The 12,847-nt window shown below is 71.4% G+C and carries 13 protein-coding genes; 9 read left to right on the top strand and 4 right to left on the bottom strand.

Annotation, left to right across the window (positions count from 1 at the left end):
* Window positions 1–170: 170 nt before the first annotated feature.
* Genes NE234_RS20205 through NE234_RS20215 form a run of 3 tightly spaced genes read left to right on the top strand, consistent with a single transcriptional unit; the run spans window position 171 to window position 3,450 of the window.
* Window positions 171–1,106: an ABC transporter ATP-binding protein gene (locus tag NE234_RS20205; RefSeq protein ID WP_252782021.1), complete on the top strand. Its 936-nt coding sequence runs from the start codon at window positions 171–173 to the stop codon at window positions 1,104–1,106.
* A complete protein-coding gene (locus tag NE234_RS20210) occupies window positions 1,103–2,680 on the top strand; it encodes an ABC transporter permease subunit (protein WP_252782022.1) in 1,578 nt (525 codons plus the stop codon). The genes NE234_RS20205 and NE234_RS20210 overlap by 4 nt, the downstream gene beginning before the upstream one ends.
* The gene (locus NE234_RS20215) at window positions 2,677–3,450 is read left to right on the top strand and encodes an ABC transporter permease (RefSeq protein ID WP_252782023.1); all 774 of its coding nucleotides are present in this window, start codon (window positions 2,677–2,679) and stop codon (window positions 3,448–3,450) included. Before NE234_RS20210 ends, NE234_RS20215 begins: the two co-directional genes overlap by 4 nt.
* A gap of 318 nt (window positions 3,451–3,768) precedes the next feature.
* On the opposite strand, the gene NE234_RS20220 is transcribed toward NE234_RS20215, so the two are convergent.
* The gene (locus NE234_RS20220) at window positions 3,769–4,593 is read right to left on the bottom strand and encodes a MarR family winged helix-turn-helix transcriptional regulator (protein ID WP_252782024.1); all 825 of its coding nucleotides are present in this window, start codon (window positions 4,591–4,593) and stop codon (window positions 3,769–3,771) included.
* A 405-nt stretch (window positions 4,594–4,998) separates the two neighbouring features.
* Between NE234_RS20220 and NE234_RS20225 the strand changes: the two genes are divergently transcribed.
* Genes NE234_RS20225 through NE234_RS20235 form a run of 3 tightly spaced genes read left to right on the top strand, consistent with a single transcriptional unit; the run spans window position 4,999 to window position 8,635 of the window.
* On the top strand, window positions 4,999–5,406 hold the full coding sequence (locus NE234_RS20225) for a DUF2267 domain-containing protein (RefSeq protein ID WP_252782025.1): 408 nt from the start codon (window positions 4,999–5,001) through the stop codon (window positions 5,404–5,406).
* A complete protein-coding gene (locus NE234_RS20230) occupies window positions 5,406–8,276 on the top strand; it encodes a LuxR C-terminal-related transcriptional regulator (protein WP_252782026.1) in 2,871 nt (956 codons plus the stop codon). Before NE234_RS20225 ends, NE234_RS20230 begins: the two co-directional genes overlap by 1 nt.
* Window positions 8,277–8,284: 8 nt before the next feature.
* Window positions 8,285–8,635, top strand: coding sequence for a hypothetical protein (locus NE234_RS20235; RefSeq protein ID WP_252782027.1), 351 nt, complete (start codon window positions 8,285–8,287; stop codon window positions 8,633–8,635).
* 10 nt (window positions 8,636–8,645) lie between these two features.
* On the opposite strand, the gene NE234_RS20240 is transcribed toward NE234_RS20235, so the two are convergent.
* Complete coding sequence (locus NE234_RS20240) at window positions 8,646–9,500, bottom strand: LLM class F420-dependent oxidoreductase (protein ID WP_252782028.1); 855 nt, start codon at window positions 9,498–9,500, stop codon at window positions 8,646–8,648.
* Window positions 9,501–9,645: 145 nt separating this feature from the next.
* Here NE234_RS20240 and NE234_RS20245 point away from each other — a divergent pair, with 145 nt between their 5' ends.
* From NE234_RS20245 to NE234_RS20255, 3 genes are all read left to right on the top strand, one after another.
* Window positions 9,646–9,822, top strand: coding sequence for a hypothetical protein (locus NE234_RS20245; protein WP_252782029.1), 177 nt, complete (start codon window positions 9,646–9,648; stop codon window positions 9,820–9,822).
* A gap of 103 nt (window positions 9,823–9,925) precedes the next feature.
* Window positions 9,926–10,411 carry a general stress protein gene (locus NE234_RS20250; protein WP_252782030.1) on the top strand — a complete coding sequence of 162 codons (486 nt, stop codon included), beginning with the start codon at window positions 9,926–9,928 and terminating at the stop codon, window positions 10,409–10,411.
* 20 nt (window positions 10,412–10,431) lie between these two features.
* A complete protein-coding gene (locus tag NE234_RS20255) occupies window positions 10,432–10,794 on the top strand; it encodes a DUF5335 family protein (protein WP_252782031.1) in 363 nt (120 codons plus the stop codon).
* A 50-nt stretch (window positions 10,795–10,844) separates the two neighbouring features.
* On the opposite strand, the gene NE234_RS20260 is transcribed toward NE234_RS20255, so the two are convergent.
* Window positions 10,845–12,434, bottom strand: a complete 1,590-nt coding sequence (locus tag NE234_RS20260) for an FAD-dependent oxidoreductase (protein ID WP_252782032.1) — start codon at window positions 12,432–12,434, stop codon at window positions 10,845–10,847.
* A complete protein-coding gene (trxA, locus tag NE234_RS20265; protein WP_252782033.1) occupies window positions 12,418–12,843 on the bottom strand; it encodes a thioredoxin in 426 nt (141 codons plus the stop codon). The genes NE234_RS20260 and trxA overlap by 17 nt, the downstream gene beginning before the upstream one ends.
* Window positions 12,844–12,847: the final 4 nt, after the last annotated feature.

Raw genomic sequence — 12,847 nt, forward strand, 5'->3', positions numbered from 1 at the left:
CTGCCCCAAGGTGGCGGCCACGCCCGCTCGGGTCGGGGGCGGGATCCCATCACCGCAACGATGCCAGGGCCCAGGTGTCAGCGCGGTGTCGGTGGCCGACACCGGGCCGACACCGGGCGTGTCGTAGATCTACGTCGAGCGCAGTCGTCAAGACAAGGACGGACGAGCACGTGAACGACGCAGTCATCGAAGTCACCGGTCTACGCAAACGGTTCGGGCCCACACTGGCCCTCGGCGGCGTGACCTTCACCGCCCCGCCCGGCAAGGTGACCGGCTTCATCGGCCCGAACGGGGCGGGGAAGTCCACCACCATCCGGGTGATCCTCGGTCTCGACGCTCCCGACGAGGGCCGCGCCAGGGTCGGTGGACGCCCCTACCAGGATTTGCGGAACCCGCTGCGCCACGTCGGGGCTCTGATCGATGCCGCCGCTGTCCAACCCAGCCGCACCGCCCGCAACCACCTGCTGTGGCTGGCCCGTTCCCAGGCCCTGGAAGCCGGCCGGGTCGACGCCGTGCTCGAGCTGGTCGGCCTCGCCGCGGCGGCCCGCCGCAAGGCGGGCGGCTTCTCGCTGGGCATGCGCCAACGCCTCGGCATTGCGGCGGCGATGCTCGGCGACCCACCGGTCGTCATCTTGGACGAGCCGTTCAACGGCATGGACCCGGAGGGGATCGTCTGGATGCGCAAGCTGCTGCGCACCCTCGCCGCCGAGGGCCGGGCCCTGCTCGTCTCCAGCCACCTGATGAGCGAGCTGCAGGGCATCGCCGACCACATCGTGGTGATCGGCCGCGGCAAGGTCCTCGCCGATGCCGGCATCGATGAGCTCCTCGCGCGCGCCGCCGGTGAGCAGGTTCTGCTGCAGACGCCGACGCCGGCCGAGGCGGCCCGGGTGCTGCATCGTGCCGGGGCCGCGACGACGATCCTCGACGACAGCACCCTGAGCGTCTCCGGGCTCGCGGCCCGCCAGGTCGTGGAAGCTCTTGGGCAGTCGGGCGTGGTCTTCTCCGAGGTCACCACCCAGCGGGCGACGCTGGAGGACGTCTACTTCCAACTCACCAGCGGCGAGGCGGAGTTCCGGACCGAGACGGGACAGGGAGCACAGCGATGACCACGACCAGCGCGTCACCGCTATCGGCCGGCACACCCGAGCGGGCGCGCTTCACGGCCGTACTGCGGGCCGAGTGGACCAAGTTCCGCACGGTCCGCGGCTGGGCGATCGCCCCAGTCATAGCCGCCCTGCTGTGCATCGTGTTCGCCTTCTTGGTCGCCAACGGTACCCACACCGACTTCTGCACCGGCGCCGGCAACTGCAAGGCCGGTCATCCCTTCGTGCCGACCGGACCGAACGGCCAAGCGGTCGCCGACAGCTACTACACCGTCGGCCGGCAGCTGACAGGCGACGGCACCATCACCACCCAGGTCACCTCGCTGACCGGCGTCATCTCGACCGCCACGACCAATGTCGCCCCGTCCCAGGCGCAGCAAACCCGTCCCGGCCTGGCGGCCTGGGCCAAGGCCGGGATCCTCGCGCGGCCGAGCACCCGGCAAGGATCGGCCTACGCCGCGGTGATGGCCACCGGCGGCCACGGCGACCGTTTCCAGTACAACTACAGCCACGACAATCCCGGCCGGCCCGGACCGGTGTCCACCAGCTCACCGCGCTGGCTGCGCCTGACCCGCACCGGCGACACCCTTACCGGCTACGACTCGACCAACGGCACCACGTGGACCCGGATCGGCGCCGCCCACCTGAGCGGGCTACCGGTCACCGTCCACGTCGGGCTGTTCGTCACCTCGCCGGTCTCCTTCCAGACATCGGCCAGCGGCTCACGCACCCTCGCCACCGCCACCTTCGACCACACCATCATCGACGGCCACGCCACGCCCAGCGCCTGGCACGGTCAGAGCGTCGGAGCCCGCCGGCAGGACTTCTACCCGACGCTGCGAGCCGGCAGCTACCAACGCGCCGACAGTTCCCTTGTCATCAGCGGCTCCGGAGACATCGCCCCCGCCGTCGTCCAAGGGCTTCTTGGCGCGGACACGGCCGCCAGCAGCCTGCCCTTCGGGCTCACCGTCGCGCTGATCGTGATCATCGTGGTGGCGACCATGTTCATCACCACCGAATACCGCCGCGGCTTGATCCGCATCACCTTTGCGGCCATCCCCGGTCGGCGCCGCGTGCTCGCGGCCAAGGCCGCCGTCATCGGAGCGGTCGCCTTCGTGACCGCAGCCGTGGCCGCGACGGTCGCCATCTCCCTCGGCGAGCGCATTCTGCACGCGAACGGCGCCTACGTCTTCCCGGCCGGCGCCTCCACCGTAGTGCGCATCATCGCCGGCTCCGCAGCCCTGGCCACCGTCACCGCTGTCGCCGTGCTCGCCGTCGGCACCATCACACGCAAGAGCGCCGCCGCGGTCGCCACGGGCATCGTGGTATTCGTCCTCCCCTCGATCATCGGCTCAATCAGCTCCGGTGGCGCCGTGCAGTGGCTGTATCGCCTCACCCCGGCCGCCGGCCTGTCGGTGCTGCAAGCCCTGCCCCGATCGGCGCAAGTCGACTACCCCTACACCTTCGCCAACGGCTACTACCCGCTCGCCCCCTGGGCCGGCCTCGGCGTCCTCACCGCATGGGCAGCGCTCGCCCTCGGCATCGCCGCCGTCGTACTGCGCCGGAGAGACGCATGATCGAAGCGCTACGAGCCGAATGGACCAAGACGCGCACCACAGGCGGCACCGCCTGGCTCCTCACCGGAGCCGTCGCCGTGACCATCGCGGTCAGCGCCGGCGTCGCCGCCGCCACCCACGTCTCCCCACAAAGTGGCCAGGAGGATCCCACCAAGCTCGCCCTGGCCGGCATCTACCTCGGCCAAGCGGTCATCGCGGTATTCGCTGTCCTGACCATCGCCGAGGAATACGACACCGGCATGATCCGCGTCAGCCTCGCCGCCATGCCGCATCGCCTTATCCTCCTCACCGCCAAAGCCGCCACCACGACAGCACTCGCCCTCGCCGCCGGCATCCTCGCCGTCACCGGCTGCCTGCTCGTCGGCCGCCTCATGCTCCCAGACGCCGGCCTCGACCCAGCCCACGGCTACCCACTCATCTCGATCAGCCACAGCCCGACCCTGCGCGCCGCCTCCGGCAGCGTCTGCTACCTCGTCCTCATCGCCCTGCTCGCCCTCGGCGTCGCCACCGCCATCCGCGACACCGCCCCGTCCATCGCCGTCGTGCTCGGCCTGCTCTACCTACCCCCACTCCTCGCACAAGCCTTCACCGACCCACTACGGCGCCACATTGAACAAATCGCCCCCATGACCGCCGGACTCGCCATCCAAGCCACCACCGACCTCCACTCCCAACCCATCGCCCCCTGGGCCGGCCTCGGCGTCCTCACCGCATGGGCAGCCGTATCCCTCCTGATCGCCGCACTCCTACTGCGACTGCGCGACGCATGACCACCATCAGCGGCCCGCACGATCCACGGTGGCTGCTCGCCCTTCTCACGCACCGAAGATCAATCAGCTCCTGGGTGCTCTGTGGGTGCTCTGGGAGCTGCCATCCGGCGTACTCCTGGCGGGTAGCCGCCGGCGGGTGAGCACTCTTGGGCCCTGGACGTTGAGTTTTGAGAGCTACGACGCCGGTCGATACCGCTTCGATGGGCCCATCGACCTTTACCGCGGCGCCGGCGGCTGCACCGTGCGGGTGACCCGTGCAATGACCTGCTCATCTCGGTGGCCGAGCCGGGGTCGTGGCCGTCGCCCGCATGCGCCCGCTCAGTCGTCGGCGGCCTCTACCGCGGCGGCGATCGGCTCGAGCCCGGAGACCAGCTCGTCGAGTTCGTCCGCGCTGAGCACGTCGTACGCCGGCGCCGCCAGCTCGTCGGTGAGGGTCTCGATCCTCTCCTTGGTCTCCCGGCCGGCGTCGGTGAACCCGCCGGCGGCGTCCACGAGGCCGCGGCCGCGTAGCCCGTCGACGACGGCGGCAAGCTGTGCCTTGGGCAGGTGATGGATCCGGCCGAATTCCTCCGCCCTCATTCCGAGGGAGAGAGCGAGGAGGACGTGGGCTTCGGTGCCGCCGATGCCGTGGGCGAGGAGGGCGGCGTTGTGGCCGTCCCCGCGGTGTTCGCGCAGCAGCGTCGCCGCGTGCCAGAGCCGGGCCACCGGCTCCTCGGGCACGTCGAGCGCCCGGAGCCCGGCGTACAGTGCTCGGCCCTCGATCGGCGCGCTGACCGCTGCTCGGGTGGCGAGGTCGGCGACCCGTACCACGTCGGGGGAGTCGGCGAGCCCCCCGATCATCTGCCGCAGCGCGGCGGCGCTGCCCCGCTCGCGCACGGCGATCGCCTCTTGCGGGGTGATCTTCCCCCAGACCCACGGGATGTGGCGCGCCACCTCGCCGTCGGCGAAGTTGTAGAAGACCGCGTGCACCACCTCGGCCGGTGCCGGCCCCAGCGGCGCGGCCCGGCCCGCGAAGTATCCGTCCCAGTAGTTGCGCATGCCGAGGGCCAGGAACGCCTCGTTGGGCACCTCGGAGAAGGTGACGGTGGCGATCGGCTCGACGAGTTCGAACATGCGGTGGACCTTGGCCCGTGGGTGCGGCATCGGTCGCCTCTTCTGTGGTCGCGGCAGCGCCCCTGATGGGCGGCCTCTCACCCTTGCTACGAACGACGCGGCCCGGATCCGACAACTCCGGCCGATTCTGCCGTGCGGTTTTCGGGTCCTCATGGTGGGCCCGGGTGACCACCTCGCGGACAAAACCAGGAACTGCATCTGAAGATCATCTCCGCGGGGGCCGCCTTCGCAGGGTGACCTACCGCAGGATGCGGGGCGGCCGGGCGGCGACTACGGTGGAGTAATGCCGTATCGGTCGGTCTGGCCGATGCGGGCCGCTCGGCCATCGAGGTCTCCGCGCCGTCCCTGACCGGTTGCCCGAAAAACGCTCGCGGGTGTGGGGTCGCGTTCGCCGCACGCCGCCGAGACCGGCTCCTGAGCGGGGGAGGAGCGATCGTGGACTACCGTGAGTTCATCCAGTTCAGGCAGCGCAAGGGCGGCCTCGACGGCGACCTGGCCGAACGCGCCGCACGGGCGACCCTGGCGACGCCGGCCGAATTCCTGGCCAAGGCCGCCGAACGCATCGCCGGTGGCGAGGTCGACGACCTGCTCCTGCGGCTTCCCCTCACGCTGCACGGTCCGCTCAGACGCGGCCGGGGCGCGAGCGGGGGGACGCCTCGACTGATGCCGCTGAACCGGCTCGTGAACCGCATCGCCGAGCCGGCGGGCGTATACCCGTTCGAGGCGCGCGAGTACGCCCGTACGGTCTTCGCCACGTTGCGCGAGGCAGTACGGGACGACGAGTACGTCGACGTCACCGTCCAGCTGCCGATGGACCACCACGCGCTGCTGCCGGAGCCATGATGTCCACCGTTTCGACGCACTGCACCGAGGATGCTCACGGGCCGGTGACGATGCGCGGCCGTGCGGCCGAATGGAGCGCCGTCCTCGATCTGCTGGCCGCGGCGCAGGAAGGGCGCTCTGGAGTCCTGCTCGTCGAGGGCGAGCCCGGCATCGGCAAGAGCCTCCTCCTCCGCGAGGCGACGCGAACGGCCCGCGCGCGCGGCGTCTTGTCGGTGACGGTCGGCGCCTCCGAACTCGGCCGGATGCCGCTCGTGGAGTCGCTGCTCTCGGCGCTCGGCGAGGACGTGATCGCCGACGGCGAGGGACCGTCCGCCGAGCAGGACCGGCACATGTGGCGGATCGAGAGGATCCGCGCCGGTCTCGACGAACGAGCCGGAGCCGGCCCCGTGCTGGTCGGCCTCGACGACCTTCAGCTGGTGACGCCGACGGCCCTCGCGACGCTGCGGGCCTGGATGTCACAGCTCGCCGGCCGGCCCGTCGCCTGGCTGCTGGCCCGCAGCACGGTGAAGGCGGGGAAGGCCGCCGGCCGTCTCTTCGGCCTCCTCGAATACGACGGCGTGCAGAGGATCACCCTGCCGCCCCTCGACGACGATGCGCTGACCAGGGTCGTCATCGACATGCTCGGTGCCGTGCCCGACCCCGGGCTGGCGGCGCTCGCCGGCCAGTCAGGCGGCAACCCGTACCTCCTCACCGCCCTCATCGCCGGACTGCGCGGCGAGAATGGGATCCAGATTCGCGACGGCAGCGCACGTCTCGTCGCGACCGGCCTGCCGCGGCGGTCCCAGGCGGCGGCACGGCACCTGCTCGACCAGGTGAGCCCGCGGACGCGCCATCTGCTGACCGTGACCGCGGTCCTGGCACGCTCGTTCTCGCCGGACGCCGCCGCCGCGGTGCTCGGCACGACTCCGACCGCGATCGTCCCGCAGCTCGACGAGGCACTGTCGGCGGGCGTGCTCGCCGTCGCGGGGGAGGAGCTGACCTTCCGGCACGGCCTGCTGTGGCAGGCGGTCACCGACGCCGTTCCGCTTCCCATCCGGAAGGCGCTGCACCAGCAGATCGGCGAGGTCCTGTTCGACCGGGGCGGGTCTGCGACGGCGGCCGCGGCGCACCTGATACAGGGTGTCCGCACGGGCGATCCACGTGGCCTCGCCGAGCTGGACCGGCTGGTCGACGACATCCTGCCGGTCTCACCGCAGACCGCGGCGGACATCGCGCTGCGGGTAGTGCGCCTCACCGGTCCCGCCGAACCGGCCCGGACCGATCGCACGCTGACCGCCGTCCGCACGCTCATCGAGGCGGGCCGGCTGGACGAGGCCGCCGGTTTCACCGAATCGGCCCTCACCCGGCCGCTGACCGCCGTCGCCCACGCGCGCCTGTGCTGCCTCCGGTCGGAGATCCTGCACATGCAGGGCCGGTCGGCCGAGGCCGCGGCGGACGCCGCGACCGTGCTGGCCGAACCGGGCGTACCGGACCGGCTCCGCGACGCCGCTGAACTCGCGCTACTCAACGCGCAGGCCGCTGCCCGTGACGGTATGCTCGCGCGTCGGCACGCGCAGGCGATCGTCGAGGCTGCCGGCGAGCACGGCGACGCCCTCGTCACCGGGGCGTTCATCACGCTCGCGCTGGCCGCGTGGGACACGGACGACCTGGCCGAGGGCCTGCGGCTCGCCCGCGAGGCCGTCAGCCGGGCGGTGTCCATCGACGCCTGGTGCCTGCATCCCCGGATGATCTTGGCGATGCTCCTGACCGACGTCCGGCGGCTGGACGAGGCATGTTCGGTGATGGCGAGCGCGGGCGACGACATCAAGGTGCGCGGACGTCTCGTGTGGGCGGCGGCGCCCGCCGTGCTCCGCGCCCGCCTGCATCTGGCCGCGGGCCGTTTCGACGACGCGATCGCCGAGGCCGAGGCGGGCCTGGCGGCCACCAGCGGGTCGGGCCCGCATGTGCTGACGTCGTCCGCGCTGGCGGTGCTCGCCGTCGCCGCGCTGCGGTCCGGGGACCCGAACGCCGCACAGGGGTACGTCGACCGGCTACGGCCGGGGCTGTCGCAGTACGGATCGCCGCACGCAGAGGCCCGCTTCGCGCTCGTGACGAACCAGATCACGATGGCGCGCGATGGTGCCGGTGCCGTGGCGACGGCGTTCGCGGAGCTGTGCGAGCAGGTGCCGGAGCACTCCTGGGCGCTGGTCAGCGACCCCACCGCGGCGGCCTGGCTGGTACGCACCGCACTCGCCCTGGACGATCGCGTGCGAGCCGAAAGCGTGGTCCGCGCCGCGGAACGGCTCGCCCGCGAGAACCCGGGCTTTCCCACCGTCGCGGCGGCCGCCGAACACGCCCGCGGGCTGCTGGATGGGGACGAGTGCGCGCTGGACCGCGCGTCCCTGGACCACGCCGATCCGTGGGCACGCGCGTCCGCGGCAGAGGATCTCGGCGCACTGGCCGCGAGCCGGGGCACCGGGTCACGGCAGTCGGCCATCGCCAGCCTGGACCAGGCGCTGGCCGGCTACGACGGCATCGGCGCGGCCTGGGACGCCGCTCGGGTGCGCCGCCGGCTTCGCCGGCTGGGCGTGCGGCGCCGCCACTGGACACAGGGCGACCGTCCCGTCTCGGGCTGGGGCAGCCTCACCGACACCGAGCGCCGGATCGCCGAGTTGGTCGCCCAGGGACTGACCAACCGGCAGGTGGCCGACCAGCTGTTCATCAGCGTGCACACGACCGCCTTCCACCTCCGTCACATCTTCCGCAAGCTCGAAATCGGCTCGCGCTTCGAGCTGGCCCGGCGGGTCATGGAGAAGAACGGGCAACGGACGCCGTCCGACGCACGTCTCGGCGCGGCGACACCGGTCAGCACACCTCCCTGGCCGGGTTAGGGGGAGCCATGGCAGTGAAGCTGAGTGAGCGGTCCTTCGCGTACGCGAAGAAACTGATCGACGAGGGGAGAGCCGTCGTCGACGCGATGGGCGAATGGAGCGAACACCAGCCGTCCACGAAGCAGGAGAACGAGTTCATCGAGACGTTCGGATTCGACGATTACGGCAGGTGGTACCTCGGCGAAGATGACGACTACTCCGAGGACGAGAAATCCAGGTACAAGTTTCCCTACGGGGACTTCGAGAGGGCCCACCGGTGCGGTGTGATCGCCGCGGAGGTGCGGGCGGCGCAGCGGAAGTACGACGACATCGAGGTCGCCGCGGCCCACCTGCACGGCATGCTCGACGCGCTGAAGTAGGGCCCGAGGTCTATCGCTGCGCGTTCCGGGCGACCGCAGCGAACTCGTCGAGCGCCCGCGCGGTCTCGTCCGCGGGGAGCGTGGGCAGGTCGAACAGCACCCGGTCCACGCCCGCATCCGCCAGCCGGGAGACGATGTCACGATCGCCGGGCACGGCGTAGACGGTCACGGGGATCGGCCCGCGCCCGGCGTCGGAGGCCCGCCGCCGCAGGTCGGCGATCCTGCGGGCGATCTCCTCGACGCCCAACCCGTAGGTCGGCATCCAGCCGTCGCCGTACTCCAGCACGCGATCGAGCGTTCTCGGCCCGGAACCGCCGACGAGGATCGGGGGATTCGGGCGTTGTACGGGTTTGGGCCAGGAGAAGATCGGGTCGAAGTCCACGAAGTCGCCGTGGAACTCGGCCTGTTCCTTTGTCCATATCTCCTTCATCGCGAGGACCCGTTCGCGCAGCAGGCTCATGCGGGTCTTCGGATCGGTGCCGTGATCGCGCATCTCCTCGCGGTTCCAGCCGGCGCCTATGCCCACGACGACCCGTCCGCCGGAGACGTAATCGAGGCTGGCGATCTCCTTGGCCGCGATGATGGGGTCCCGCTCGATGAGGAGGAGGATCCCGGTGCCGAGCAGGAGCCGTTCGGTCGTCCCGGCCATCGCGGTGAGGGTCACGAACGGATCGAGCGTCCGGTAGTACTTCCGCGGAAGCTCGCCCCCCTCGCCCCCCTCGGGCCACGGCGACTCCCGCTTCACCGGGATGTGCGTGTGCTCGGCGATGAACACCGACTCGAACCCGCGCCGCTCGAGCTCGCCGCCCAGCCGCGCAGGATGAATGCCCTCGTCCGTGACGAACGTAGCGATGCCGAATCTCATACGTGCCCCCCGAATCTCCCTCCTGATTCCTTCCCCAAAGCGGGCGTCCCGGCAAACGCGACACCATCCAGCCGCATGGGACCGCCCATAGCACCTAGCCGATTAGGGGATGCCGCTCGAAGTCGCGGTGCATAGCGTCAAGGGCATGGAAACCGTTCAGGACCACGTGAGCGCCGCTCGTCTCTTCATCACGGAGGCGCTCACCATGGATCCCAGGATGAGCCACGAGAAGCTCATGGCCGCTCAGGCCGAGGCCGCACTCGCGATCGCGTCGGCGCTGGACGGCGTGGCGGCGGCGGTCCGGGACGGCAGGGGCGCGTGACGGCGTAGACACGGGGCCGGTGGGAGCGGTCTCACCGGCGAGGCCGGGGTGCCGCATTCGACGGGGCATCACGGCATCAACCGAGAGAGGAAGCCGAGGGCACATGTCAACCGGCAGGGCCGAGGAAGGCCCGCACAAGGTCGTGCTGGGTACGTACGGCAGCCATGAGACGGCTCAGCACATTGTGGACGTTCTCGCCCAGCACAAGTTCCCGGTGGAGCACGTGAGCATCGTGGGCACGGGCCTCAAGCTGCAGGAGGCCGTACTCGGCCGCCTCACCCTGGGCCGGGCTCTGGCCTCCGGCGCACTCACCGGTGGCTGGATCGGGCTTCTCGTCGGGCTCGTGTTCCTGATCGTCAGCCCGTGGGCGGCGGCACCAGTGATCTCCGCGGTCGTGATCGGCATCGTGTTCGGTCTCATCTGGGCGGGGGTCGCACACGTGTGGCAGCGGTCGTCGTTCGTCGCGGTGCCCGCCGTCGTCGCCGAGCGTTACCAAGTGCTGGTCGACGCACCGTTCGCCGAGGAGGCGCGGCGCGTACTGGCCGCGGCCAGGGTGGCTCCGGCCGGCGACGCGAGCCGGCTGGTGTGACCCTTCGGGAGGAGATCGAGATGAGCCAGGCAACGACGGTCGACCGCGGCAAGTGGGCGGAGTTCTTCGACACGCTGAGCGCGGATCACGCCGGTCACAGCGCCGCCATCGAACTGCTCGACGCCGACTTGGGCGACCAGTTCGAGACCGAGCGGCTGCCGTTCGCGTACGCCTCCTACGATCCCCGCGACGACGTGGTCGTCATCGGAGTCGGGGGGAGTTCGGCGCGATTCCCGGTTCTGCTCCGCCACATGATCGACCATCCCACGGAGATCGACTTCACGGTCCTCGCCCCGGGCGAGACCGACGTCCGGATCGTCGGCGGTGACGGGACCGCGACCCTGCTGCGCCTGCGTCCGGAACCCGCCCTGCCTGCTCCCTGAGCCCGCCGGTGGACGCCGTGTGGCGGGCGGTCTCCGCCGCACCGTCCGCATCACCCGCTGAGGCGCTCGTGGACCAGCCGGACGGCCATCGCGCCTTCGCCCACGGCCGACGCGACCCGCTTGATGGACCCGCTCCTGACGTCGCCGACCGCGAACACGCCCGGGAGGCTGGTCTCCAGGGGCAGCGCGTCGTCACCGGTGCGAATGAAGCCTTTCCCGTCCAGCTCCACCTGGCCGGCCAGCCAGCCGACACAGGGGTCGGCGCCGATGAAGATGAACAGGTTCCGGGCCTCGTGGACGCGCCGTTCGCCGGTGCGGCCGTCCTCGACGACGACCGCCTCCAGCGTCTCGTCGCCGACCAGCTCGCGCACCTCGGTGCGCAGGTGGACCTCGATGCCCGGAGAGCGCTCGATCTGGTCGATCAGGTAGCGGGACATGCTCTTGCCCAGGTCACCGCCCCGGACGAACAGCCTGACCCGCTTCGCGCGCTCAGCGAGATAAAGGGCGGCCTGGCCGGCCGAGTTGCCGCCGCCGACGACCGCGACGGGCAGGTGGACGCACTGTAGCGCCTCGACCTCGGTGGCGGCGTAGTAGACGCCGCACCCCTGGAACCGTTCGAGGCCGGGGACGTCGAGCGACCGGTAGCGGGCGCCGGTGGCGAGCACCACCGTGCGGGCGCTGATCCGGCCGCCGTCGCCGAGGGCGACGCCGTAGCCGGCGTTCTCGACCTCCAGCGCGGTGGCCTCCGCGGGGACACCGAGCCGCGCGCCGAACTTCTCGGCCTGGATGACCGCGCGCTCGGCGAGCTCGGCGCCGGAGATTCCCGAGGGGAACCCCAGGTAGTTCTCGATGCGGGAGGACGTGCCGGCCTGGCCGCCGGTGGCGACCGCGTCGACGACGACCGTGTTCAGGCCCTCGGACGCGCCGTAGACGGCCGCGGCCAGCCCGGCCGGCCCCGCACCGACGATCACGAGGTCGGCGACGTCGCCGTGGGCGGCCGGCGTCGGCAGGCCGATCGCGTGGGCCAGCTCGGCGTTGCTCGGGTTGCGCAGGATCCGGTCGCCGTTGAGGATCACCAGTGGTGTGTCCTCGGGCCGGACGCACAGCCGCCGCAGTGCCTGTTCGGCCTGCGTGTCCTGTTCCAGGTCGATCCACCGGTGCGGGAGCCGGTTGCGCGCCGCGAAGTCCCGCAGCCGGCGGGTGTCGGGGGAGAACCGGGAGCCGATGATCCGCAGCCCGGCACCGAGCTCGATCAGCAGGGAGCGCCGGATGAAATAGGCACGCAGGACGAGGTCCCCGAGCACGGGGTCCCGGGCGATCAGCAGGCGCAGGTGCTCCGCCGGGATCCGCAGGACCGCTCCCGGCTCGTCGACCACGGCTCCGACCAGCGCCGCCTGCCCGGTGAGCAGGCCGAGCTCACCGAGGAACCGGCCCGGGCCGTGCACCCGGATGACCTCGTCGGCGTCGACCATCGCGACCGAGCCCTCCAGGACCACGAAGAAGTCGTAGTCCGGCTCGCCCTGCCGGAACAGGACGTCGCCCTGCCGGGTCGGGATCCGCTCGCCGTGCGCGGACAGGCGCTGGATCTGCTCGGGGTCCAGCCGCGGCCACGCGCCGTGCAGGTCAGGTGTCTCTTGCAATGTTCTTCTCCACCCATGCGCGCAGGACGGGAGCGGGCGCGGCGCCGGCCTGCCGATCGATCACCTTGCCGTCCCGCATGAGGAGCAGGGTCGGCACCGCCTGGACGGCGAACCGCTCCTGGATCTTCGGCGCCCGGTCGACGTCGACCTTCACGAGCTTGATCCGGCCGGCCATCTCGCGGGCGAGCTGTTCGAGCGCCGGGCTGACCATGCGGCACGGGCCGCACCAGGTCGCCCACAGGTCGACCACGACCGGCACGGAGGCGCGCTCGGCCACGTCGGCGAAGTCGTCGTCGCCGGCGTCGGCGATCCACGGAAGCGGCCGGTGGCAGTTCCCGCAGCGCGGCGTACCGTCGGCCACCGCCGGCACGCGGTTGCGCTTGCCGCAGTGCGGGCATTGGACGGTCATCGAT

This window comes from Actinoallomurus rhizosphaericola, assembly GCF_024055675.1.
GTDB classification, from domain to species: Bacteria; Actinomycetota; Actinomycetes; order Streptosporangiales; family Streptosporangiaceae; genus Actinoallomurus; species Actinoallomurus soli.

What these genes read in the sequence shown, in the direction of transcription:
- NE234_RS20210 (WP_252782022.1), top strand. Translation starts at nt 1,103, where the DNA reads ATGACCACGACCAGCGCGTCACCGCTATCGGCCGGCACACCCGAGCGG.
- NE234_RS20215 (WP_252782023.1), top strand. Translation starts at nt 2,677, where the DNA reads ATGATCGAAGCGCTACGAGCCGAATGGACCAAGACGCGCACCACAGGC.
- NE234_RS20220 (WP_252782024.1), bottom strand. Translation starts at nt 4,593, where the DNA reads ATGCCGCACCCACGGGCCAAGGTCCACCGCATGTTCGAACTCGTCGAG.
- NE234_RS20230 (WP_252782026.1), top strand. Translation starts at nt 5,406, where the DNA reads ATGTCCACCGTTTCGACGCACTGCACCGAGGATGCTCACGGGCCGGTG.
- NE234_RS20235 (WP_252782027.1), top strand. Translation starts at nt 8,285, where the DNA reads ATGGCAGTGAAGCTGAGTGAGCGGTCCTTCGCGTACGCGAAGAAACTG.
- NE234_RS20240 (WP_252782028.1), bottom strand. Translation starts at nt 9,500, where the DNA reads ATGAGATTCGGCATCGCTACGTTCGTCACGGACGAGGGCATTCATCCT.
- NE234_RS20245 (WP_252782029.1), top strand. Translation starts at nt 9,646, where the DNA reads ATGGAAACCGTTCAGGACCACGTGAGCGCCGCTCGTCTCTTCATCACG.
- NE234_RS20250 (WP_252782030.1), top strand. Translation starts at nt 9,926, where the DNA reads ATGTCAACCGGCAGGGCCGAGGAAGGCCCGCACAAGGTCGTGCTGGGT.
- NE234_RS20255 (WP_252782031.1), top strand. Translation starts at nt 10,432, where the DNA reads ATGAGCCAGGCAACGACGGTCGACCGCGGCAAGTGGGCGGAGTTCTTC.
- trxA (WP_252782033.1), bottom strand. Translation starts at nt 12,843, where the DNA reads ATGACCGTCCAATGCCCGCACTGCGGCAAGCGCAACCGCGTGCCGGCG.